Source organism: Treponema parvum (genome assembly GCF_017893945.1).
GTDB classification, from domain to species: Bacteria; Spirochaetota; Spirochaetia; order Treponematales; family Treponemataceae; genus Treponema_D; species Treponema_D parvum_A.
Genome location: NZ_CP054257.1, coordinates 2,070,661 through 2,095,851, shown reverse-complemented (window position 1 = coordinate 2,095,851; position 25,191 = coordinate 2,070,661). Strand labels below are relative to the sequence as shown.

Below are 25,191 nucleotides of genomic sequence, written 5' to 3'. Positions count from 1 at the left end.
CGGACGGAGTGCATACGTGTGCATTCTGCTTGAGGCGTTTTTTTGCCTTGAGAAAATTTGTGTTGTTCCAACGTTGGCAGTATCGTACATAAGTCTCTCGTAATTATAAATTGTGGGACTAACTTAGAGAAACACTGATTAAATACGCTCCTCGCTTTAATCAGCGCTTCCTCAGGATGACTGAAACATCTATATATACCGCTTTTTCCCACGGAAGTCAAGCTTTATGTCAATTTTGTCAATTTTGTCAATTTTTGCCAGTTTATGTCCGACAGTTTTAGGCAAAACTTTGATTTCCGTGGACCGGATAATTTCTTAAGGCGATTTTTCGATTTTCGGACTTTCAAGCTTTATCTGGTTTTCTTTTCCGGTAAGATACAGCCATTCGTCCCTCATTTTACGGACGTTTATGGATCCTTGAAGATAAAACCCCGCGAGCATGCACAAAAACGCCGCATAGCCGAATATTCCCATCGCGTCGCTGACAAGTTTTAATCTTAAAAACATGACCAGCAAAAAGAACAAAAGGAATACCGTCTTTGCAATCTCTTTTACGCCGAAAAGAACGGTTGCTGCGGTAAAGGCAAAAAATGCGGCTGTCCACGGCGACACGGAAGTTGCAGTTTCCTTCCCCGGAGAAATAAATATTTCAAATAGAGTTGCGAACAACGTAAGATTTATCAAAAACTGAATAAACATGAATTTACTTTTTTTTAAACGAAAAATACCGCGCGCGTAAAGGCAGGCCGTAAATGCCAGCGCGACCGTTCCCGTGACTAGCGTAGGATGAAGCGAAAGATGTTTTATCGTGCTGAATAAAAAATGCCGTTCCTTGTAAGGATAGGGCAACCAAAAAAGAACGCATGAAATTACCGAAAAAATCAAGCCGCAGCCGGTTCTTGAAAAATTCTTTTTCATTAAAGTTTTTTTTGCCGCCATAATAAAAGTTTAAGGGATGACGGTTATATGTTTTCCACCTCTTCTTTGGTAAGACCGGTGGCTTTAGCGATAATATCAATTGAAACACCAAGCTGTTTTAAATTGCCTGCGTCCTCTAAGGCTTTTCGGTATGAGCCTTCGGAAAATCCCCGCTCAATTCCTTGTTCAATCCCTTCGGCAAATGCGATTTCCCGCTCTTCGGCTCGCTGTACGGCTATATCGGTTTCATAATCATATTCGGCTAGTAACATATTGAGCACCTCCTTCGTTTTGCGTTTTAGATATTCACGCAAAATATTGTTCTCTATACATTCTTCAACGGCTTTTTCAAAACCGTTTTGACTATCTATTTCTTTCCATTTCCGCACCGTTTCCACAAATATACTGTATTCCTGCATTGTTTTACAGTTTACCAATACCGGGGCGGCTTTGTCGATTTATGTTTATTACTTTAACGGTCAACTCAAGGTTAGTTTCCATTGTCTTTTCTGTAAAAGCATCCGAGAGTTTTAATATTTTATCGCAGGGGAAAGTTTCTTCTCCATTGTAAAAAACATAAAACTCAGGAGTAGGAATGTTTAAGAGTTTACGGCTGTATTTTTCTTTTGATTCAAAAAGGGTTTCATAAAGTCGGCTGATGTATTCAAGGCAACGCAGCGGCATATTGGGATTTATCGTGGATTGGTGCTCAGCAAGGACTATTATTTTATTATCTACAAGATAAGATACATCGTTATAGAATGCCATGTACAAAACTTGATCGAGGCGGATATTTTTTAACTTTTCTATAGCCGTAAGGCTCGTACCGTGCAAAGCATTATACAGCGATAAAAAGTTTTCTTTTGCCTTTTCGTCTTCGGAAAAAAGGTCGACGAACACTGAGTCTTTGTATTTTCTGTTTGAGGTACTCATATCAAGCCCTCTTTGTAGCTGTATATATTCCGGCACGGACGTCGGTAAAGCCGTATGTTATCAAGTTTGCCGGAAGGCAAATTCCGAATTAAAAATTGTGCGAAACGTGCAGTTCCCACATGATCCGGGTTACATTATAGCATAGATCGGCAGGTTTAAAAAGAAATGGTATAAATATTTAGACGCAGGGGATCGCAAAACTCGTATGCACAAAAAATCGCCCCGAGCCAAGATGCTTGGACGGTCGTTTTAACTTTTTATCTGTAAAACTTGTCGCCTGAGTGGGCGGTTTGGGTTTTCTTTGAAGATTTTATCATACTTTGACATATGGTAGAAAATTGTAGAATGAAAGGAGAGGATAAACATTATCTTCTTGAAAAAAAAGCGCTTTGCAGATATATTTATTATGATATACTGTCGGCCGATACGGTAATGTATATCACTCGGATAAACGGTAGTATTCGGGATTATTATTTTGCAGTTTTCTAACTTTAAGGATATATATGGATTTTAAACCGGTGGGAGAAAAAATTTCCTCCTTTTCTCCCGTAACTCAGCCCGTACGGGTTGGCATAGACGTCGGTTCGACGACGGTAAAGATCGTCGCGCTCGGACCTTCCAATAATATTCTCTACAGCGCGTATGAGCGCCACCGTGCGGATATTCGCAACACGATTATTACGGTGGTTTCCAAAGCTTTTGATGTTGTCGCGGCCGAACTTCCGCTTGGCGAAAATCAGACTATAAGCGCAAAGGTTACGGGATCCGGAGGATTTTCCGTGTCGCAGTGGCTTGATATTCCGTTTATTCAGGAAGTTATCGCCGCTACGACGGCCGTTCGTAAACTCATACCGCAGACGGATGTTGTCATAGAACTCGGTGGCGAAGACGCAAAGATAACGTATTTTGACAACGGCGTAGAACAGCGCATGAACGGAACCTGCGCGGGCGGAACCGGCGCGTTTATCGACCAGATGGCCGCGCTGCTTGAAACGGACGCCGCGGGTCTTAATAAATTGGCCAAGGGCGCGTCTACAATTTATCCCATAGCGGCGCGCTGCGGGGTATTTGCCAAAACGGACGTTCAGCCTCTTATCAATGAAGGCGCGCGCCGCGAAGATATCGCCGCTTCCATATACCAAGCGGTTGTGAATCAGACGATTTCGGGCCTTGCATGCGGAAAACCTATCCGCGGAAAAGTGGCTTTTTTAGGCGGTCCGCTTCATTTTATGGATCAGCTTAGGGAACGCTTTATCGCTACGTTAAAGCTCGACGCCGATTCTACGATAGTTCCTGAAAATTCCCAGCTTTTTGTCGCTACCGGCGCCGCTTTTTCAGCGGACATGCTGCCTAAGGCGGTTTCGGGCGAAAAAAACAAGGTTTTTCCCACGATAAAATCTTTCCGCGACGATCTGAAAAAATTAGTCGGCGCGGAACTCAACGAAGTTCAAAGGCTTGAACCTCTGTTTTCGAACGAAGAAGAACTTGAAGAGTTTAAACAGCGGCATTCTAAAGAAAAGGCCGGGCGTTCGGAGCTTGAAAAGGCTCAAGGGCCTGTGTTTTTGGGGCTCGACGCGGGTTCCACGACTACAAAGGCCGTTTTGCTGGATAAAGACGGCCGTCTGCTTTGGGATTTTTACGATGTCAATGCCGGCAATCCCGTAGATTTGGCCGTGCGCGTTTTAAAAGATCTGTATAAAAAACTTCCTGAAAACGTTTATATAGCGCGCGCCGTTTCTACAGGGTACGGAGAAGCTCTTTTTCAGGCGGCGCTTAACGTAGATTCGGGGGAAGTTGAAACGATCGCTCATTACCGGGCGGCGGAATTCTTTGTTCCCGGCGTGGAATTTCTTTTGGACATAGGCGGACAGGATATGAAGTGCCTGCGCATGAAAGACGGCGCGATCGTTTCCATTCAGTTAAACGAAGCGTGTTCCGCCGGCTGCGGAAGCTTTCTTGACAATTTTGCGCACACTATGGGCATGAACGTTGAGCAGTTCAGCCAGCTTGCCTTGCTTGCAAAACATCCGGTGGATTTAGGCAGCCGTTGTACAGTCTTTATGAACAGCCGCGTAAAACAGGCTCAAAAAGAAGGCGCTTCCGTCGCGGATATTTCGGCCGGCCTTTCTTATTCCGTTATAAAAAATGCGCTTTTTAAGGTAATAAAATTGCGCAGAGCAAGTGAAATCGGCACGAAAGTCGTTGTTCAGGGCGGTACCTTTAAGAATATGGCCGTCCTTCGCGCTTTTGAAAAAATTTCAGGCGTCAAAGTGTTCCGTCCCGACGTTTCAGGGCTTATGGGCGCTTACGGAGCCGCGCTCATAGCGATCGACCAATGGCGCGATATGACGGCACCCAAACCCGGCGAGCCTGAAGGGACGACTCATGAGATAAGATCCAAAATATCAACCCTCGAGCAGCTTGATTCTTTCCGAGTGGATTTAAAACTTACAAGATGCGGAAAATGCCAAAATAATTGTCTTTTGACGATAAATACTTTTTCGACTTTAAAAGCTCCTGGCAAAGAAACTTCTTCCGGAGGCGATGCGGTTCAGGTACGCCATTTTGTAACCGGCAACAGGTGCGAGCGCGGAGCTGAAATTGGCGGAAACGTAGTGGACGCAAGCAATAAAAACGCTTCGAAGGCTGAAAGTCTTGGAAATTCCAAACTGCCCAATCTTTTTGATTGGAAATATAAGCGTTTGTTCGGTTACGTTCCCCTTAAAATTGAAGACGCTCCGATGGGCGAAGTCGGAATTCCGCGCGTTCTCAATATGTATGAAAATTATCCCTTGTGGTTTACATTTTTTACGGAGCTGGGATTCCGCGTTCAGCTGTCTCCGCGGTCTTCGCGCACGATTTATGAAAAAGGACTTGAGTCCATTCCGTCGGAATCAGTATGTTATCCGGGTAAAATATCGCACGGACATGTAGAAGCGCTTTTAAGCCGGGGAATAAAATTCATCTTTTATCCTTGCGCTCCGTATGAAAGACAGGAAGACTCAGGATCGGGCAATCACTATAACTGTCCTATTGTGACAAGTTATCCTGAAGTTCTGCGCAACAACATAGACGCTCTGCGCCAAGACAAGGATGTGCTGTATATGAATCCTTTTCTGCCTATATACAATAAAAAACGGCTTGCCGAGCGTCTGTACGAAGAATTTAAAATCCATTTTCCGGCGCTAACGCAGGAAAAAATAAACAAGGCCGTAGACGCCGCATGGGCCGAGCAGGAAAAATTCCGTGCGGATGTACAAGCGGCGGGCGAAGCCGCCGTAGAAGACATCATAAGAAGCGGCGCAAACGGCATTGTGCTTGCCGGAAGACCTTATCACCTTGACCCTGAAATAAATCACGGAATTCCTGAAATGATCAGCGGACTTGGAATTGCGGTCTTTACGGAAGACAGTTTGGCGCACCTCGGCGCGATTGAAAGACCTTTACGCATAGTCGACCAGTGGACTTATCATAACCGCTTATACAGATGCGCAGCCTTTGTTTCGCAGATGCCGAACCTCGAACTGGTACAGCTTACAAGCTTCGGTTGCGGGCTTGACGCCGTTACCGCCGATCAAGTGGACGAGATAATGCATTCCAAAGGACACATGTACACGCTCATAAAGATCGACGAAGGTTCGAACCTCGGAGCCGTCAGAATACGAATCCGCAGTCTTATCGCGGCCGTAAAGGCCCGCGAGCGGAACAACAAAAAACCCGTAATAAAGGCCGCCTCTTACCAGCGCAAGATCTTTACAAAAGAGATGAAGTATACGCATACAATTTTATGCCCTCAGCTTTCTCCCATTCACATGCGCCTTATTCAAAAGGCGTTCCGTTATTGCGGTTATAATTTTGTTCTTTTAGACGCCGTAGATCCTAAGGCCGTTGAGGCGGGACTTAAATTCGTAAACAACGACGCCTGCTATCCTTCTATCCTTGTAGCCGGACAGATGATCGCCGCGCTGGAGTCGGGAAAATATGATCTTGATCACACGAGTCTCATAATAACGCAGACCGGCGGCGGCTGCCGTGCGACTAATTACATAGGTTTTATCCGCCGCGCTCTGAACGACGCGGGCTGGTCGGATATTCCGGTTTTGTCTTTGAGCGCCCAGGGTTTTGAAAAAAATCCGGGCTTTAAAGTTACGCTGCCTCTTTTGCACCGCGCGCTCATGGCTCTTATGATAGGCGACGTTCTTATGCGCGTGTTATACCGCACGCGGCCTTATGAAGCCGAACCGGGTTCCGCCAATAGGCTTTATGAAAAATGGAACGCCATAGCCGAAAAATCCATAAAATCGCTTTCAGTTTCAAAATATCATCGATTGCTGAAAAAGATCATAAGGGAATTCGACGAACTTGAGCTTTTGCCGGTCAAAAAACCGCGGGTAGGAGTAGTAGGGGAGATTCTCGTAAAATTCCATCCTACGGCGAACAATGAAATTGTAGATACGATCGAAGCCCAGGGCGCCGAATGCGTTATGCCGGATCTGGCGGACTTTTTGTTTTATTCTTTCAGCAACGGTATTTTCCGTCATGAAAAATTGGCGTTTGCCAAAAAGACAAAATTTTACGCAAAATTGTCCGTATGGCTTTTGGAGCTTTACAGGACGGATTTGAAGCGTTATCTTGCAAAGAGCCGGAGATTCGAACCGCCGTCTTCTATATACGATCTCATGAAGGGCGTAGACGATATAGTTCAGCTCGGTAATATAACTGGAGAAGGGTGGTTCCTTACGGCCGAAATGGTGGAATTGATACATTCCGGAGTGCCGAGCATAGCGTGCGTGCAGCCGTTTGCGTGTCTGCCGAATCACGTTACAGGCAAGGGCATGATAAAGGAACTTAGAAGGCGTTTCCCGAAATCCAATATAAGCGCTATCGATTACGATCCGGGTTCAAGCGAAGTAAATCAGTTAAACCGCCTTAAGCTTTTACTGTCCAACGCTCCGATAGGCTCTCATCCTGATGAAAATGAAGAGGGGCTTGTGTATACTAAAAAGGGTTGGGTAAAGCCCGAAGTCCGCTATGCGGAAGGCAGTATGGGACTCATCGATACCGATCCTGTAGACACATCCATGGTTCCGATGACGGCAGAGATAAACGTTCCCGTAGTTGTCGGAGAAGATCGGAATTAGATGTAAAACCCGGTTAAGAGCGGCGGCAGAGCGAGAGTTTCCGCCGCTTTGTGCGCGCTCTGAAAAGCCTTGGTATGTTTGTGCCGGCGCCGGCCGCGAAGAGGCTGCTTCGACCGCAAGCGTGTAACTTCGACCGCAAAATACTGCGGTTTAGTTGAAAACTATTGAACTGCGCACTTTTGCCCGGAGCCGAAGCCTCGCCGATTATGGGAGTTTGTATGAAACGTCTTGCCGTATTGTTTTTTATCTTTTTTTCTTTGCCTCTTGCGTTTGCGGATTACAACCGTTTTAACGTTCCTGATTCTGCAGAGATTCGCAGAGAGCTTACCGACACCTGGTTTACTGAATCCGTAGAGCTCTTATACGGCCGGAGGCCTGAAATAAGGGCGAATTATGAAGGCCGGCGTTTTCAGATCCGTGCCGAAGAAAACGATACGGATGTTTTTATCTATGTTTCTCCCGAAACGAAAATCCCCGTAGACGTTTATTCAAGAAGCGGCGTAGAAACCGTAATAAAAACAGAGTATCCGGGCGACATAAGCGGAAGCTGGGTTCTTGTCAGAAACAAGATTACAGGAAATCCCGTGAGCATAAGGCATTATTTTTCCGCCGACAGCGATGTTTTCGTTCAGATTTCGCCCTTGGGCAGGGTTTCCCTTGTCGATATGGTGATATTTAACAGCTACGCTTCCAGGGGCGTTCAGCTTGCGCTTCCTTTCAGCAGTTTTTACACCGCTTCGTTCGAGCAGCTTTATGAGTGGACAAGATCCGTCATCCCGTGGAATTACGTATTCGTTTCCCCCGAAATGTATCACAGCAGCCTTCAGATGATACAGGTTATCCGCGAAAATCTTCCTTCGATCGTGTTTGCCGACGACGCCATGTATGACGAATCGGGAAGGCCTGTTTCCATTCTTACGGGAAAAGCGAGAGAAAAAACGAAAAAAGACAGCGGAAAACTGTCACTTTCCAACGCCGGATTTGTTAAATGGGTAGTGGACGGTTTAATCTATCCGTTGACGGGGAGTTATACCTACAGAGATCCTTTGCTTGTGCCCACGGTCGCTTTTAAACCGGTAGGCCTGCAAGGGATAATAGACGATAAATACGACTTGTCCTTCGCTTTAAATTGGACAAGAAATCTTGCGGCGGCGTCCTTATCGGTATATACGAATAAAAAATACTTGTATAAGGATTCCGGCGTAGACGTAACGATAGAACCGTTCAGCGCGGAATTGATAAACGGTACGATAGTCAATACCGCAGGATATATAAAGGATACCGGCTATGCCGTGTCAAAACTTAAGGCAATACTGTATGTGCTGTCTGCGACCGAGCCTTCTTTTTGTTATTTGGCGGCAATCAGAAGCACTGCAAAAACAGTTCCGGAAGTTCGGCCGTTCAATAATTGTGCGGTGATATTTCCTTTTTTTGATTCCGGAGGACATTTTGACTGTACGGTTTTTGAAAACGCTAAGGAGTTGTCCTTACCGTATTTTATGCAGCGATATAAAAATGATTTTGTGCATCTTGTCAGGGTCGGAACGGAGGATAGATTTTTCCCGCAAACTGAAGAGTAGGTTATCAGGCGGCCTTGCAGGAATTGTTTTTGCGGCTCTAGCGTTCTCGGGGGCGACGGTTCCCTTGGCTGCCGAAGCTGAGTCCGGCGCCCGAACCGTGCGGGACGAAGTTCCTGCTTTTTCTTCGGCAGATTACGGCGCGGGTAATTTTAAAACTTCCGCAGCCGGCATATCTTCATCCGAAGCGGTTCCGACCGAGGTTTTTTTGTTCGGAGAAATACAGGCGGCTTATAACAGCGGCTTTTATCCGGGAACCGTTTCCCGATCGGAAATATTTTTAAAAAATTATCCTTTTTCGGTGTTTTTACCGCAGGTTCTCGTCTTTGAAGGCGAAAGTTTATTCCGATTGTCCCGTTTTAGCGAAGCCGAAGACGTTCTTGAAAAGGCTTTATCGGCCGCGAAGGATGACGAAAAACTTTTAACCGCCTCTTCATACTGGCTTGCCCGCACAGCCTTGTCGCTGAAAGATCTTTCCTCCGCGCGAAATTTATTTTACAAAGCGGCTTCGCTTTCAAAAGAAAATGAAAAATCAAGTTTTTTTTACGCTTCTTCGCTTTTTTACGCGGGGAAAACTTGCGTTTTTCAGGAAGATTATTTTTCCGCCGTTCCTCTTTTTGAATTCGTTATCGCAAACGGGCCGCTTTATTCCCTTGAAGAATATGAAGAAGCCGCCGTCCTCCTTGCCGGTTCGTACTTTCGTACAAGGCAGTTTGAAAAGGTCTTAAAAATCTATCCGTCTTTTGCCGCGCTTTCGCCGCCCGTAAACGATAAAATTACGCTGTACGCCGGAGACTGCCAAGCGGCTCTCGGAAATTATAGAGCGGCTTACGATCTTTATGAAAAAGTTCTTGCCGGAAGCGAACGCCCTTTAGTTATTTCGGCTCTGCAAAAAGCGTATACGCTGTCTTCTTCACATCCCGCAGAAGTAAAAAAGGATCCGGGAGAAATACTTTCGTCTGTCGGCAAAAAGTTTTCCAATTTTTCCGATCCGGATTCTTCGGATCTTGGACTTGGGCGCGATATTGATATTATCGATGAATTTTGGCTGAGACTTGCCATCGATTCATTCCGATCGAAAGATTATCCTAAGGCAAAAGCCTATCTTTCTTCAATAAATGAAAACGCCTCGGAACCCGTGCGGTACATAAGAGCCGTTTACGATGCGGAGCTGATCTTGAAGGGTTTCGGAACGGAAAGATCTGCGGCAGGCAAGACGGACAAAGCGGACAAAATAGCCGGCGGCGCTAGCGCAAATTCAAGATCGGTTGAAAACTCTGCCGGCGAAAATCTTAGAGCCGGAGCTTTAGCCGCAGAAACTTATCTTTTACCGGTTCTGGAAGAATTGGAATCGGCAAAAAAAAGCTTTGGAAGCAAGGCGCCTGACGGCGGAAATAAAAACGGCGTCGCCGGTGCGTTTGCTGTTTCAGGCGAATCTGCAGGCTGTGAAAACGATTCTATAGTGTTAGTATATGAAGACGTTTTAAAACGTCTTGCCCGTTATTCGGCTTTGCGTCAAAACTGGGACGCTTGTTTTAAATACCTTTCCCGCATAAAAAGCCCTGACGCCGATTCGCTTTATTGGAAGGCCTTTGCCGAATATAAGACCGGAAATACGGCGTCTGCGGTTTCTTCACTTGAAACCGAAATCGAGGGAAGCGCCGCATGGAAACACAGCGGTGAAAGCAGGCTTTTATACGCTCTTGTCCTATCGGATTTAGGCGGAGGGGGAAAAAGCGGCGGCAATGACGGAAAAAACGGAGATCCGCTTGAAAAAGCCTTGGCTGTATTTTCGGATCTGGAAAAGGATTCTTTATTGTCAGATCAGATGCGTTTGAATTACGTAAATCTTTTGATACGCACGGGGAAAAATAAAGAGGCTTCAGCTTCGGCAAGACTGTCTCTCCTTGCGGAAGCGCCTTATTATGCGGCTCTCGCCGATTTTAATCTCGGCGACTGGAATTCCGCTGTAAAAGAATTTTCAAAATATCTTTCAGATAAAGATGCAAAGCCTAAATACAGGGCTTTTGCGCAATTTTACTGCGGTTACGCACAATACCGAAATTCCGACTTCGCAGCGGCATATAAGACGCTCGTCGCCTTTGCCGGGCAATATCCTTCGCACGAACTGGCGTGGAACGCCTATATGACGTCCGCTTCCGCCGCCGTCCAATCGGGAAACCTCAAAGGCGCGGAAAGCGCGGCCGAAGAGGCGCTTAAAATTTCAATATCGCCGAATAAAAGACGTAAAGCCTCTCTTTTATGTGCGGGAATTTATTCGGACATGGAACAATTTGAAAAAGCCGCGTCGCTTTTAAAACCCTATTCCGTGCAAAAAGATGAATTTGCCTTGCAGTGCAGGTATGTGCTTGCGCAAATTTATGAAAAAGACAAAAAGATAAAAGAAGCGGATGCGCTGTATGCTTCCATAATAAAAGATTTTTCCCTTGACGCGCTTTCGGAAGACGCCTCGTATCGGCGTGGCGAGCTTTATTACGCCGCAAAGGATTATAATGCCGCCGTCAATCGTTTTGAAGAGTATATAAGAAAATTCCCGTCGGGAAGATTCTACGATGCCGCTATGTATTTTTGTGCGGAAAGCCTTGCCGCTTTAGGTTTTACCGATAAGGCTGTTCTTCAATACGAGCTTTTTTTGAGCACCGTGCCCGAAAGCGCATACCGCTATGGCGCCGTAAAGAATTTGTGTTTGCTTTACAGGCAGACGGGAGATTACCGATCCGCTTTGGCTGAAGCGAACAGGCTTTTATCCGAATACGGCCGGCAGGCGAAAGACGACAAAATCGATGAGCAAATCAAAGAGCTTGAACAGCTCGTCTCCGGAAGCGATATAAAAATCGTGCAAAAAATTTCCGAATATGAAAATTCGGGCGGAATTGACACGCCTGCCGGCCGCAAAGCCGGTACGGAACTTGCCGCATTGTATTCAAAATCGCCCGATATGCAGGAAAAGGCGATCTCGCTTTCCGCACAACTTCTTGCCGTACAGAAAAAGAATCTTGACTCGGAAAGTCTGTTCGCCGCTAAAAACGCAGTTTTGCTCGCTTCGTACCGCCGCCGCCAGGAAAAAAATGCCGAAAGCGCAAAGCTGTATCTTGACGCGGCGTCTTATTACCGCATGAGCGCCTATGAAGATTCTGCGGCGGCGGCTTTGTACGGCGCCGTTGAAGCCTTTGACGCTGCGTCGCAGTACGGCAACGCGAAAGAGACGGCCTCTCTGCTTGAAAAGCTTTATCCCGAAAGCGCGCAAAATGCGGGAGCTAAGCGTATTGTGGAGAAATACCGAATGTGAAAAAACGATGGAAAAGACGAGGTTTTGATTTTATGAATATCAGTGTGAACGAGATAAAAAACGGCCGCTTGGGCTGTCCGGTTAAATTTTTTATATTTGCGTCTTTGCTTTTTTTATGCATTTCAGCGTCGCATACGGAAGAGATAATCTTGCCCGATATGGAAACGGTTGTTTCCGGTAACGAAGTTCTTACGGTAAAAGACGCTCTGCCCGATTTTTCCGACGTGATTGTCGATGAAAATACTGCGTCCGGAAACTTTGTGCGGCTGCCCGATTATCCTTTGAGAGAAGATCCGCTTACGGAAACTGCCGGCGAAAAAACAAAAGAAAAGGATATCTTTGTGGAAGGGCTTGTGGGCGGCGGTTATCCTGAGTTTTTTACAGGCGATTTTTCGGTTTATCGATCTTCGGGCGAAAACCCGTTTTCGCTGGGCTTTTTTCATGAAAGCTCCGCAGGATATTCCCGAAAAGACGCCTCCGACGGTTTTTTTGACGAAATGACTAAGATTTACGGCGATAAAACTTTTACGCTGCCTTCTTCCGTCTGGAAATTCTCAGGCTCGTATGAAAAAAACGGTAACGGAATGCAAAATGTTTCTCCCGTATTTTACGACGTTTCAAAACGGAATTTGGGCGGAAGGGTAGAAGCGGGTTTTCATCCTTCGGATATTTTTGAGCTGACTTTTTCCGCCGGCGCTTCGTGGTACGGCCGTTATGCAGGAAAAAAGAATTCGTCCTCCGTTTCGGCTCCTGAAGAAGGCGCTTCGATATTCCTTTTGGATCCCTTTGTCCGCGCATCTTGGGAAATAGGACAGGTTAAATTGAAAGTTTTAGCGGATTATAAACAGCAGAATAATATTGCGGGTGATGAAAACATAACGTCCTCGGAATTTGACGCGCAGGCCGCTCACAGAGGCCGCCTTGGAGCGGACATAAGCTGGTCGAACGGCATTTTTACCGTTTTTGAAGAAGTTTCCGCCGTCGCGGGAACTGCGATCGGAAGCGATCGTAAAATTATCGTTCCTTTTACGCTCGGCTTTGAGATAAAAGCGGAACCGTCGTTTATGAGCGGCCCGTTCGTGTTTTCAGCTCAAGGAGGAATATCTTCAGTGCAGGAAACGTATTCCATGCTTGAAAAGAAGTACGGCTTTGCCGTTCTAAATTTTATTCCTCCGGAAACTACGGACTGGTATGCTTATGTTCGGACGGCTTTTCCTGTAAACGCAAATCTTACTTTTAACGGTTCCGCCGAATACCGTAAAACCGCATTCGGCAACGGCGTTTGGCAGCCGGATTACGAGAGAGCTTTGCCGTCCGGAATGTACGGATTTACCGAAACCGAGCGCGAGCTTTTGAAAACAAAGGCGGATATTTCGTTTTATGCGGGAATATTTACGTTTTCGGCTTTGTGGACTGCAGAGTGGAAGGACATTCCGGTGCTTGAAAGCAGGCATTTGGCGGAATTCGCCGCGTCCGTGCAAAGCTCCGACGCCCGCACGGGAGCCGACCTTTCCCTGGGATTTGAAGCGGGTGAGGGCGCCGATAAAACTCCTGTAATTGACTTTGCAAGTTTTGTTCGTTTTACTTCTGCAGTCCGCATTGCGGTGCAAGTGGATGATATTGTAAAATTGGCTGCCGGCAGGCTGAGAACCTACGCCGGTAAATACGGCGCAAGGAGCGGCAGTGCCGCCCTTTTGGTAAAATTCTTTTTCTAAAATATATTCAGCGAGGTGATGTGATGTTCGATTTATTGCGATCAGGCGGGCTGTTGATGATTCCCATTTTTTTATGTGCAGTCGCCGGAACCTTTATCATAATAGAACGCAGTTATTATTTTTTTTCGATTAAAAAGCGCGACGGCGAATTGAATTTGCTGCTTGATAAGAGTCTTATGCAAAACGATTTTCAAACAGCTCAAGCGGATTGTGTCGCCGCCGGAACTCCCGCCGCGCAAGTTATAAAAAAGGCTCTTGAATGCCGCCGTTGGGCTGAAGACGATTTAAAAGAAGCCGTTTCTGCCGAAATGAACGCCGTGATACCCCAGTTTGAGCATTTGCTCACGCCGCTGGGAACCATAGCGAATATTTCCACCTTACTGGGGCTTCTCGGAACCGTCACAGGCAACATTAAAGCCTTCGGCGTTTTGAGCGCGGGCGGTTCTATGGGAGATCCCGCTTCGCTTGCAGGCGCGATCGGAGAAGCTCTCCTTACAACTGCGGCCGGACTTTCCGTTTCAATTCCGGCTCTTATATTTCACAATTATTTTGTGTCGCGGGTAAACCGCCGCATTGCGGAAATGGAATCTGCTGTAACGTCGGTTTTATTGCGTTTGTCGGGAAGGATTCGCTAAATGCGCGTAAAACGAAGAAACGGTTTAAAAGCCAACGTCGATCTCGTTCCCATGATAGACGTAGTTTTCCAGCTCATACTTTTCTTTCTTGTTTCGACGACTTTTGCGGTGCTGCCGGGCATAAGTGTCGCCCTGCCTGAAAGTTCTACAGCGAAATCGGCCGCCTCCGCCGGAATAACGATCACTGCGGAAAAAAACGGCGATATGTATTTTAACGAACTTAAAGTCTCTTACAAGGCTTTGGATGAAAATCTTGCCGCTTTTGACACCGGAGAAAAGCCTAGGGAAGAATATCCTGTCACCCTTGAAGCCGACAGCGAAGTTACCAACGGGACTATCGTGCGCATTTTTGACGTATTAAGGAAAAACGGATTTTCCGCCGTAAATCTCAGGACGACTAAAAAATGAATTTTGTGCGAAGGCTTGCCGATCATTTTTTTATTATCCATGAAGACGACGATATTAATGCAAAAGGCAGAAAGCTTGCTTTTTCGGCGACGGCCTGTATTTGGATCGTCTTATGCATTCTATCGTTGTCGGTGCATTTTAAACCTTTCGCTCCCGAATATAAAGAAATTCGTATAACGCTTACCGAACCGCAAAATTTAAAAACTTTTGCGGAGCCTTCGGCGTCTTCCGAAAAGACTCGCCCATATTCCGCTCAAAGTTCGCAGCCCGCGCAAAAAGAGTCGGCACGTGAAACTTCGCCGCAGGTTTCGCCTTTGCGGACTTCGCCCGCTTCAAAAACGCCTTCGTCTTCAAGCCAGCCTGCCCGGCAAGCTACGCAAGCTCCGAAGTATACGCTTTCAAAACCCCAATATGCTAAAAGCAATGAAGAGCTTTTAGTCGAACAGCTTTCTTCTCGAAAAAAAGCCGAATCAAGCGCATGGAACGACAGCGTTTTTAACGGCGGCGTAAATACCGTAGTTTCAGGATCTGCGCCCGAAGGCGCTGCCGTACAAAAGCGGATTGCAGATTCCGACGCTGTGCGCGGGAGCTCGGGAAGCGCTGCAAGTTCCGCTTCCGAGCCGGCAGCGGGCGTGTCGTCATCGTCAGATTCGCGGTTTTCTCAGGAAAATTTGAACGTTTCCGGCAGCGTAAAAGAATCTTTAAGCGGTATAGGATCGGCACGCCCGCGCTCTTTTTCTTCTTCGGGAAATTCCGTTACGTCTACCGCTTTGCTGGGAGCCGCTTCTTACGCTTCGTCTGACGGCAAATCGTCCGGAATTTCTATAGCGATGACGGACGGAAGCGTGCGCCGGCTTTTGGAGCCTAAGGAACCTGTGATTCGTATTTCAAACAAGAATGCCGAATCTATTGAAACGTCGTTAGAACTGAAAATCAAGTTTAGAATCTTGCCTAACGGGAACGTTCTGCTATCCGGAATAACTATGCCGTCTTCGTCTTTGTCGCCTGCAGTTCAAACTGAAATAAAGGAACAGATCGCAAAATGGCGTTTTGCGCAATCTTCATCCGAAAGTACGGCAGTATTCGATCTTACGATCGTAAAAAAATAGCTTTATCGGTTTTGAAAACCGCGCTAAGTTTCCTACACTTTTAGCAAAACTTTTTCCATGCTCTTTGAATCCGACATTTTAGGATAAGTAATTATTTCAAGCCCCATCCCCAAACTATTCAGATAATCTATCAATGTTGAAATTTTTATATCTTTTCTCTTTTCGATTTTTGAAACCGATGACTGAGTAAAATTTGTCATTTCCGACTGTTTTACGTTTCTTTCTTCACGAAGTTCGGCTAATCTTATGGCCATAATACCCGGCTCCGCCTTTATCTTTGCACGTTTTACGGATTCAGGCGACATTTCTGTCTTTAATATTTTTACAACTCGACATATCCGTGTAAGATATTATATAATAAAAGAATGAAAGATTTTGAGGTAATAGCTTTTGATATAGACGGTACTCTGTATCCTTCCTGGCGGCTTAACTTAAAAATATTTCCATATATCCTTTCTCATCTGCGTTTTTTTTTACAGTACGGTAAGGTAAGAAAAATTCTTCACAGGACGGCTCCGCTGGCGGATTTTTTTGAATATCAGGCAAGGCTTTTGGCAATAGAGATGAAGTGTACCGCTGCGGAAGCAAGAGAAAAGATCGACACTATTGTGTACAAGGGGCTTAGACCTTTTTTTGATTCTTTAACCCCTTACAAAAATGTTGAAGAGACTTTCCGTAAGTTAAAAGAAGCGGGTTACAGGCTTGCGATTTTGTCCGATTTTCCGCCCGAACAAAAGGGAGCTGTCTGGGGAGTTATACCGTATTGCGAAACTGTTTTAGGAACGGAAACTATCGGCGCTCTTAAACCGTCCAAATATCCGTTCGGAATTTTATCGATGGTGCTTAAGGTTCCTCCCGAAAAAATACTTTACGTAGGAAACAGTATTCGTTTCGATGTGAACGGCGCAAAAAACGCCGGGATGAAGACCGCTTATCTTGAACCGTGGTATCGAAGGCTGTTTCATATAAAATGTCCTAGCGCCGATATTTGTTTTGCCGATTACAGGAAGTTTCAGGACATCATATTGGAAGGAACGCCGGGAAATTGAAATTCCCGGATTCATAAATACTTTGGACTTCGTTATGTCTTGAATGCAGGGCGAAGTTCCGTTGTTGTTTGGATGGGTAAAAGTGGGAGTATTTACGATCTTATTGTCGCTGATATTATCTTTCGGCGTTGTATTGGTATTCCGTTATTTGGATAAAGACAATAATTCGATGGATAAGGTTCGTCAGTACGCGGACAAGCGCATGTCCGATTTTGACGCATACTTCAAAGATAAAAATCATGCGCTTATGACGGTAGGCGCCGAACTTGACGCAAAGCAGACTATGTCTGCGGCTGCCGTTAAACGCTTTGAAAAGCAGCTTGCGGAATTTCGTCAGATGACGGAAAATCTTTCCGAAAAAACTTCCGTTGTAGATAATCTTAAGCAAAAAACTTCCGAATATGAAGACGAACTTGCAAAACTCGTCGATATGTCCGCGCGGGTTGAAGAAAACCTTCTTCGCATACAAAAAGCGTCTTCCGTCATCGATCAGGTAAATGCGCGTTTCGACGCTCAAAAAAAGACGGCGGATTCCATTGAAAAAAAGCTGTCCGTCATTACCGCGGATTTTGCAGGCAAAAACGCCGAACAGCTCAAGGCGATAGGAAGCGAACTTTTGAATCGCTATCAGCTGCGCGCTCAAAAACTTGACGAATCGACCGGCGCCGCCCAAAAACGGAGCGAAGAACTTCTTGCAAAGCTGAATGCCGACATAGCGTCCGCGTATAATTCCGCCGCCCAAAAAGCGACTCAGCTTGAAGACACCGTTTTTAAACATCTGAGCGAAAAGGCTTCCGCGCGCTGCGAATCTTATAAGACCGAAATAAACCGAAATTCCGAGGAAATTAAAAAACAGCTTTCCGATACGGCGGATTTTTTAACTAAGGCAATGGCCGAAACGGAACAGCGTGAAAAAAGTCTGCAGGAAAGATACGAATCCTTGTTGGAAGAACAGAATCTCGCATTCGACAAACAGCTTGAAAGAAAGTTTGCGGAATTAAACAGCCGAATTGACGAGAGCGCAGACCGAATACGTCAAACGACACAAGAGCTTGCCGAAGAAGCGGACGGCAACGGAAAGACTCTCGAAGGTATAAGAGCTTCTCTGGAGTCTCAGATTGCACAATTGCAAGAGCGTTACAATTCTATGTTCTTAGAAGCGGTTTCCGATGCGGAAAACAGGGAAAAAGCCGCATATGAAAAATACAGAGAAATTTCAGAGCGCAACTTGGAATCGTATAAAAATTCCGTACAAGAAAAGATCAATCTGATAAATGAAAGCGCGGTCTCGGCTGCAAAGTCTGCCGAAGAAAAACTTTCCGCCGTAACGGCTTCTCTTTCAAATTTGGACGCCCGCATCGAAGAATATAAAAAGGACTTGTTATACAGACTTTCAAATCTTGAAATGTCCGGGCAGGATCTTGAATCCCTTGAAAGTGCGGTTCGTAAGGCGATGGATCAGACTCAGAACCGCATCTTATCGGATTTTACGGATTTTTCAGCCGCACAGCAAAAGCGTCAAAGTGATTTTGAGCTTTCGATAAAGGATAATTCTGACAGAATAGCCGCCGAACTTTCCGCCCTTGAAAAATCTTTAGACGCCCTAAAAGAATCCGCCGTAAACAGCGTGAGCGAAAAACTTCACGGACTTGAAGATTCTTTCGATTCAAATTTGAGAGTGAGCGCTACAAAACTTTCCGACGAGCTTAACGAATGGAAACAGGATTTTGACAGCCGGCTCGGAAAACTTTCGGGGCAGTATGAAGACCAAAGACACGCGGTGGAAAGCAATTATACGGAAGACTTAAAAAACAAACTTCTTGCGCTTCAGGAGCGCAACAAGGAATTTTTGACCCGCAGCTCTTCGGATATAACTTTGGCGCGCGAAGACATTCAGGAGCAGCTTGAACAGGTTCGAAGCGAAATGACCGGTTTTATGGAACAGTACCGTGTGAATTTGCAGCAGGCTTCTTCGGATTCCGAAAAAGCTCTAAAAGAAGCGTCCGAAGCATATAACGCAAGAATAATCTCTCAGCTTGAAAAAAAGGAAAAGGAAATACTTGAAGATCTTAAAGCCTTTGAAGAGGGCGTGGAAAGCCGCCAAAAGACGGGAGTTTCTTCGATAGACGCCGCAATGTCCGAATTCAATACGTGGAAACAGCACTTGAGACAGCAGTTTGACGAAGCCAGGTCTCTGTTTGAAGAACAGCTTCTAGGCATGAAGGACGCCGCCGCTCAAAAAATAGAAGAAGCTCAAGGCGTTCTCGACGGCAGCATGGAAGAATATTCTTCGGAAAGGCAAAAAAAGCTCGACGAACTTTCGGAGCGCATAGAGTCTTTGGACGATAAGACCGAAACTTCCATTTCCGAATACGAAGACCGATCCAAAAATATTGTATCGGAAATGCAGAAAATGTATGAAGAGATGCTCAAAACTACGGAGGAGAGAGTTCGGTCTCAAACTACGGATTCCGAACAAAAAATCCGTGCCTTGAGAACCGAAATCCAATCGGCGGGCGAAGAAAACCGCGTCCGTCAGGCAAATATGGTCATGAAAATGCAAAACGATGCAAATGATTTTCAGACCAGAATGAGCGAACTTGACAAGGAATTGAAGAGCATAGAAGTTCAAATGCAGCTTTACGAAAAAGCCGAGCAGATGAAAAAGCAATTGGACGACAGGCTCACGGAATTGGATAACCGGTTCAATAAGATTGATCTTTACCGAAGCGACGCCGAAAAACTGACGGCGGAATACAACAGCCTTCTTAAGCTTGACAATGAAATTAACGAAAAACTCTTGCGCTTTAATTCCGGGCGGAGCCAGATCGAAAATATCGAGTCGAAATTTGACAAGCTGCTTGCCTTGTCCGGAAACATGGATACTAAAATCAAGGATTTGCAAACGGCCAGCGACGACCTGCAGGAAATACAGATATCGGTGCGCAATTTCCAAAATACGCTTTCAGGAATTTCCGACCGCTACGACCGCCTTGAAAAGAAAAATGAAGTCATAGACCGGGTTGCGTCCGACGTGGACAAAACATTTGAAAATTTGCGCGAACTTGAACAAAGGCTTTCAAATTGTAACCGGCAGGCGTCTTCATTGCCGGCGGAAATCGAAGACGTTCAAAAAAATGTGGATTTGATTTTGTCAAGCAACGGGCGGATAAACGAAGCCGTAGAAAAACTCGATTCGCTGCGTGAAATCTTGGAAGAAGCCGACCGCAAGACCGACGCCATAAAAAGCGAACGCGACGGCATAGGGCGGAGCGAAGCCCGGCTGCACCAGCTTTCGCAGGATATCGATACCAAATTCAATCTGTTGGCAAGGCTTACTAAGGCGGATCTTGAAAAGAATCCCGGAAAGCAGTCTCCGGGAATAACCCCGCAGGATCGCGAAGCCATAAAAACGTTGAAGCGGCAAGGCTGGAAAATTTCAGAGATAGCAAGGCGCATGAATCATTCCGAAACGGAAATAGAACTGATCCTCGACATGCCTGACGACTGAACAAGCAGGCAGTTTGCCCACGCTTCCACCGCTTCGCCTCGGCCTATTTTTCCTAATTTTTCGCCGGTTTTGGCTTTTACAAAGATTCTGTCTTCGTCCGTGCCGAGTATCGCAGCTATGGATTTTCTTACTTCGTCCCTGTACGGTAAAAATTTAGGCTTTTCAAGCGCAATTACGCAGTCCAGGTTGCAAAGCTGCCAGCCTTTTGCGCTTATCTTATTCCAAACGTTGCCTAGCAATGATCCGGAATCGGCGTCTTTCCATTTGTCGTCTTCAGGCGGAAAAAAACTTCCTATGTCGCCGAGCGCGCAAGCGCCTAGCAGCGCGTCAGTGATTGCATGTAACAGAACGTCGCCGTCGGAATGAGCGGCTTCCCCCTTATCGAAAGGAATGTGCACTCCGCCCAAAAACAGTTTTCGCCCTTCGACAAGCGCGTGCAGGTCGTATCCCAGTCCCACTCTTATCATATTTTTCGTTTGATTCTCCGTTTCTTTAACGATATCCGAAGGATATGTGATCTTTTTATTCAATGGATCACCTTCTACGGTTATCACGTCGCCTGCATATTTTCCCCATATTTCGGTATCGTCGGTGTAAACGCAGCCGTCTTTTAGGGCGTTTCTGTGCGCTTTAAGCATCGGCGCAAACAAAAAGGCCTGCGGCGTCTGTACGGCCGCCAAATCTTCACGTATCAAATGCCTTTTTATAAGTTTGTCCTTGCCGATTTCTTTTTGCGTATCCACGGGACGTACGGCGGGGACTGCGGCTCCGGTCTTTTTGGCAGCGGCGATAGTGTCGAGTATGAGCTTTTTGCTTACGAAGGGACGCGCTCCGTCGTGTATGAGCACGATGGAATCGGGGGAGGCGTTTTCTTCTGCAAGTTTTTCAAGGGAATTCAAAACCGAAGCCTGTCTTGTAGAACCGCCCTCGACAAAAAACAGTTCAGTTTTTTTTAATAAGGAATTTATCACAGGGTCCGCAAAAAATGCAGCCTTTGCGCCGTCGTAATTTCCGGGCGGGAACGAAATCACAATGCGCTCAAAATCATAGGCTTCTAAAAAGGCGCGGGCGGCTTGTGATAATACCGTGCCGTCTTTCATCGGAAGGAATTCTTTTTTTATTCCGCCCATGCGGCTTGAATTTCCGGCCGCAAGGATGATTAAATCCGCCTGTATTTCAGTCCTCAAAGCCGTCGTCCGAATCATCGTCTTCTTCATCGTCGTCAACGGAATCTGTCATCGGTTTTTCATCGGAATCGTCGTTTTCTTCATCGGAGGAATCTTCCGCATCGTCGTCAAAAACTTCGTCGTCGTCGTCCATGTTGTCGATAATTCGTTTGGTTTCGTGAGCAAGACCGGGCGGTTCGAGTTTTTCGTGGAGAAGGGATTCCGCTTCTTTGACGGGGATTCCCATTGCAAATGAAATTTCGTCTTCAAGAAGTTTTTTTGCGTTGTCGTAAAGCTTTCGTTCCAAAATGGGCAGCTCTTTGATCTTGCTTCGGTTGTATAGACAGCGGACTATTACGGCGATGTCGCCGATGCTGCCTTTTTTGAGCAGGTCGAGATTCATTTGGTAGCGCAATTTCCAATCCGACGTGATAGGCTCAAATCCTTCTCCTAAAAGATCGATCGCTTTTTGCGCTTCTTCCGCAGAAACTATAGCGCGGATTCCAAGCCCTTCCGCACGGTTTACCGGCACGATCACAATCATGTCCGACACTTCAAGATAAATTTTATAATGCAGAAGCGTTTCGCCGTTAAAGACTTTTTCGAAAATATCGACTACTTTGCCTACGCCCTGGCTGGGATAAACCACTTGCTGATTGAGCTTGAAATTAGTATTCAAATCCATGTAGCGTATAATATCACAAAATGAAGGAATAATCAAAGGGGCAGCCCCTAGCTATTTATCCAGAATAGTGATTTCAACCCGCCTGTTGCGGGAGCGGCCTTCGTCCGTATTATTCGGCGCTACGGGGTTTTGCGCTCCGAATCCTTTTGTAAAAATGTGATAAAGGTCTTTTACGCCTATTCCCGCCAGATAATCCGCCACCGCTTCGGCTCTCTCTTTTGAAAGTTTAAGACGCGACTTCATTGTTCCCGCCAGAGCCGTATAGCCGCTTATGAGAAGATCGTTATTGGGATATTCCTTTAATATGACGGCGATCTTTTTCAGTTTTTCCTTTTCGCTGTCCTGCAGCACCGCCGAATCGGCTTTGAACTGAATGTTTTCAAGGCTTATGGTTATTCCTTTTTCGTTATTTTTTACCTGAACGTCTTTAAGGTTAAGGTTTTCGATTTTTTCTTTAACCTTATCAAGATCGTCCGACGTTCTTTCAAACTGCGTTATTTCGGCTTCCGTAGTTCCGTTAAATTTAAATACGTTGCCGTATGACGTTACGATTGTTATGCGGAACGTTTCGGTGTAATGGTCCAAAGCGCCTCTGTCGTAATCCCAGTACAGTTTTTGCTGAGAATACCCCGTAGTGGTTACCGGATATTCGGAATAAAGACCTTCTTTGTTTTCGGGAGAAGGGCTGTCAAAATAAAGATTGTACGTTACCGTAAAGACATCGAACTTTTTACCCGAATCGACGCTTTTTTCGCCTTCATAGACATATACGGCGTTAAACGGCACTTTGAGAGGCTGTTTGATATTGAATGTCCGCCTAAGATCGTGGGCTTCGTATCCTTCTTCCGTCCAGGTTTCGCCCGGAAATATCGGTTTTTGCGGAAAGACCGGCATGTCGCGGATGACGGGCATAAAATATTCGGCGTCTATGGTAAAGCGGCCTTGGGGGTCTCTTTCATATTCGCTGTTGTATTCTTCGTTCCACGTGAGATGTTTGCCGTTTTCGCCTGCGGTTGAAGTGTCGGAGGTCATAAAGTTTGCTTTGTGAACGCCTTTTCCGCCGGCTTTTACGCTTTCTATGTGAACGCTTACCCTGCTTACGATTTCGGAATGATGATCCAGACGGTTGTTTATAAGCACATCTTCGTTTACGCGCGAAAGTATCCGATATCTGTCGTCTTTTTTATATTTGAATGTAAAAATTTTTCCGCCTGTGCCCGGTGAATCGCCGTTTACATTAGTCTGTGCAAAAAAAGAAAAATGCGCAAAAATGATCACCGCAATAAATAATGCGAATTTGTTTTTTTTCATAAAGACTCCGTCTTAATTATCGGCATTTATGACGATAATCGGGCAGATTTTAAATACTCAGATTATATTCGACGTAACGCACGCGGCCTTCTTCTACGGCGGCCTTTATCTCGCGTTCGCGCTTTGAAAGACCTGAATTTCCGGTCTTTACTTCTATAAATAAAATTTCTTTTATTGCGCTCCCGTCCGCCGCGCCGGGGAATCCTATAAAATCCAAAGGTTTGCCTACAAAGCGGACGTCCGCAGGATTACACGGAAAGTCTTTTAAAAACGGCGCGATCTGTTCCGCCATCTGTCCGCTTAAGACCGCACGCGAGCGCTTTACGGCGTCGTCTCGACCGGCCTGGAGCAAAGCGGTGAGTTTTTGTTTTTCTTCATAGCGCCCGAGTTTAAGCCCGATCCGAAAAAGTATAATACAAAAGGCTGTGATTAGAAGCGCAAAAAAAAGTAAAACCATAGCGACATACTCGGGTGAAGCGGCCGCTTTTTTTGCAAACAAGGAAATTATGTCGGCGGCGGCAGAAAATATCCTATTCATTTTATGCCTCATAAACTAAAAGTATCCGCACGGGAAGGTCATTTTGCCGTGAACCGTATTTCCTGCCAGGCATTATTGTATTTTTCAAGGCCTTCACCTAAATCCTCTTTTAATTCACAGGGATCCATTTCTTCGGCGTCGTACATGGGTTTTGTTTTACGAAATTTTTCGGCTTCCGTGTTTACGTAGCATGGAAAACGGAATTCATCTAGAAATATCGCATAATTTTCAGGTTCATGTATGAAATTTATAAATTTCATGGCGAGTTCGTAGTTTTTCGCTCCTTTTAATATGACCATGGAATCTATGTACATGGGCCCGCCTTCCTTGGGAATAAAAAAATCAACCATGTCGGCTTGTTTTTCTTCCGGCACTTCGCCGAAAACAACTTCCGCATACCCCTGACACACCCAAAAATCCCCCGAAGCAAAGGACTTGCCGAAGCCTTCCGCGTCGAATTTTATAAGATTCGGTCTCCAACTGTTTATTACAAGGTCTTTGGCTTCTTCGATCTCCTTATCGTCGATGGTGTTTACGGATTTTCCTTGAAATGCAAGCGCGTCGCCTAAAACTTCTCTCATATCGTCCATCATTGTCATGTGATCTTTAAGATCCGTACGGCTGAAGATACCCCACGTCTTTTCGTAGTGCGCTACCTTTTGCTTGTTTACCGCAATTCCCGCCGCTCCCATATAGTAAGGCACGCCGTATTTCATTGTAGGATCATAAGTCGCTTTTTCTAAAACTTTGGGATTTATATATTTTGAATTGGGAAATTTTTCAATATCGATTTCTTTTAACATTCCTTGTTTTATCATGATTGAAGCGTAATCTTGGGACGGGAACGTTATGTCGTACCCCTTGGCTCCCGCTTTTAGTTTTGCATACATGACCTCGTTGGAATCAAAGGTGTCTACCTTTACCGTTACGTCGAATTCTTTTTCGAATTTTTTAATCAGCGAATCCGGCGTATAATATGTCCAATTGAAAAGATAAAGAGTTTTATTTGCGGTTTCGCTTGTTTTTTTTGAGCAGGAAACGGATAAAATGGCGGCACCCATTAATGCCGCGGCAAAAAACTCGTTAAAAATTCTTTTCATAATAGACTCCCATAAAATGCGGCTAAATTTTGCCGGTTCTTTTATCGCCTTACGGTTAAAGCTTTTTGCAGTTTGCAATCGGCGT

16 protein-coding genes and 2 pseudogenes are annotated in these 25,191 nt (G+C 45.7%); 9 read left to right on the top strand and 9 right to left on the bottom strand.

Features of this window, described 5'->3' with window-relative positions:
* Positions 1-315: 315 nt before the first annotated feature.
* Complete coding sequence (locus HRI96_RS09235) at positions 316-939, bottom strand: hypothetical protein (RefSeq protein WP_210117083.1); 624 nt, start codon at positions 937-939, stop codon at positions 316-318.
* A 23-nt stretch (positions 940-962) separates the two neighbouring features.
* Positions 963-1,851 (bottom strand): annotated as a pseudogene (locus tag HRI96_RS09230) (Rpn family recombination-promoting nuclease/putative transposase).
* 503 nt (positions 1,852-2,354) lie between these two features.
* On the opposite strand from HRI96_RS09230, the gene HRI96_RS09225 reads away from it, so the two are divergent.
* The 7 genes from HRI96_RS09225 to HRI96_RS09195 all read left to right on the top strand — a co-directional run bounded on the left by HRI96_RS09225 (position 2,355) and on the right by HRI96_RS09195 (position 15,746).
* Positions 2,355-6,992, top strand: coding sequence for a 2-hydroxyacyl-CoA dehydratase (locus HRI96_RS09225; protein WP_210117082.1), 4,638 nt, complete (start codon positions 2,355-2,357; stop codon positions 6,990-6,992).
* Positions 6,993-7,210: 218 nt separating this feature from the next.
* Positions 7,211-8,572 carry a hypothetical protein gene (locus HRI96_RS09220; RefSeq protein WP_210117081.1) on the top strand — a complete coding sequence of 454 codons (1,362 nt, stop codon included), beginning with the start codon at positions 7,211-7,213 and terminating at the stop codon, positions 8,570-8,572.
* A gap of 64 nt (positions 8,573-8,636) precedes the next feature.
* Entirely contained in the window at positions 8,637-11,879 is a 3,243-nt protein-coding gene (locus HRI96_RS09215) for a tetratricopeptide repeat protein (RefSeq protein WP_210117080.1), read from the top strand.
* Positions 11,876-13,594, top strand: a complete 1,719-nt coding sequence (locus tag HRI96_RS09210; protein ID WP_210117079.1) for a hypothetical protein — start codon at positions 11,876-11,878, stop codon at positions 13,592-13,594. Before HRI96_RS09215 ends, HRI96_RS09210 begins: the two co-directional genes overlap by 4 nt.
* Positions 13,595-13,617: 23 nt before the next feature.
* A complete protein-coding gene (locus tag HRI96_RS09205; protein ID WP_210117078.1) occupies positions 13,618-14,229 on the top strand; it encodes a MotA/TolQ/ExbB proton channel family protein in 612 nt (203 codons plus the stop codon).
* Complete coding sequence (locus HRI96_RS09200) at positions 14,230-14,637, top strand: ExbD/TolR family protein (protein WP_210117077.1); 408 nt, start codon at positions 14,230-14,232, stop codon at positions 14,635-14,637.
* A complete protein-coding gene (locus HRI96_RS09195; RefSeq protein ID WP_210117076.1) occupies positions 14,634-15,746 on the top strand; it encodes a hypothetical protein in 1,113 nt (370 codons plus the stop codon). Before HRI96_RS09200 ends, HRI96_RS09195 begins: the two co-directional genes overlap by 4 nt.
* Positions 15,747-15,778: 32 nt before the next feature.
* Here the strand turns inward: HRI96_RS09195 and HRI96_RS09190 are convergent, their stop codons facing one another.
* Positions 15,779-16,000 carry a helix-turn-helix domain-containing protein gene (locus HRI96_RS09190; RefSeq protein WP_430741161.1) on the bottom strand — a complete coding sequence of 74 codons (222 nt, stop codon included), beginning with the start codon at positions 15,998-16,000 and terminating at the stop codon, positions 15,779-15,781.
* A 111-nt stretch (positions 16,001-16,111) separates the two neighbouring features.
* Here HRI96_RS09190 and HRI96_RS09185 point away from each other — a divergent pair, with 111 nt between their 5' ends.
* The gene (locus HRI96_RS09185; protein WP_210117075.1) at positions 16,112-16,795 is read left to right on the top strand and encodes an HAD family hydrolase; all 684 of its coding nucleotides are present in this window, start codon (positions 16,112-16,114) and stop codon (positions 16,793-16,795) included.
* Between the two features lie 82 nt (positions 16,796-16,877).
* Positions 16,878-20,306: a SpiroCoCo family coiled-coil protein gene (locus HRI96_RS09180; RefSeq protein WP_210117074.1), complete on the top strand. Its 3,429-nt coding sequence runs from the start codon at positions 16,878-16,880 to the stop codon at positions 20,304-20,306.
* Here HRI96_RS09180 and ispF read toward each other — a convergent pair.
* From ispF to HRI96_RS09155, 6 genes and pseudogenes are all read right to left on the bottom strand, one after another.
* On the bottom strand, positions 20,258-20,770 hold the full coding sequence (ispF, locus tag HRI96_RS11880) for a 2-C-methyl-D-erythritol 2,4-cyclodiphosphate synthase (RefSeq protein ID WP_346267175.1): 513 nt from the start codon (positions 20,768-20,770) through the stop codon (positions 20,258-20,260). The two genes, HRI96_RS09180 and ispF, sit on opposite strands and share 49 nt — an antisense overlap.
* Positions 20,771-20,812: 42 nt before the next feature.
* Positions 20,813-21,511 (bottom strand): annotated as a pseudogene (locus tag HRI96_RS11875) (IspD/TarI family cytidylyltransferase); the annotation flags it as partial.
* Positions 21,483-22,157: a CarD family transcriptional regulator gene (locus HRI96_RS09170; protein WP_210117072.1), complete on the bottom strand. Its 675-nt coding sequence runs from the start codon at positions 22,155-22,157 to the stop codon at positions 21,483-21,485. The gene HRI96_RS09170 and the pseudogene HRI96_RS11875, both read right to left, overlap by 29 nt.
* 51 nt (positions 22,158-22,208) lie before the next feature.
* Positions 22,209-23,468, bottom strand: a complete 1,260-nt coding sequence (locus tag HRI96_RS09165) for an OmpA family protein (protein ID WP_210117071.1) — start codon at positions 23,466-23,468, stop codon at positions 22,209-22,211.
* Between the two features lie 49 nt (positions 23,469-23,517).
* Positions 23,518-24,006, bottom strand: a complete 489-nt coding sequence (locus tag HRI96_RS09160; RefSeq protein WP_256729204.1) for a Holliday junction resolvase-like protein — start codon at positions 24,004-24,006, stop codon at positions 23,518-23,520.
* A gap of 38 nt (positions 24,007-24,044) precedes the next feature.
* Positions 24,045-25,106: an extracellular solute-binding protein gene (locus HRI96_RS09155; protein WP_210117070.1), complete on the bottom strand. Its 1,062-nt coding sequence runs from the start codon at positions 25,104-25,106 to the stop codon at positions 24,045-24,047.
* Positions 25,107-25,191 lie beyond the last annotated feature (85 nt).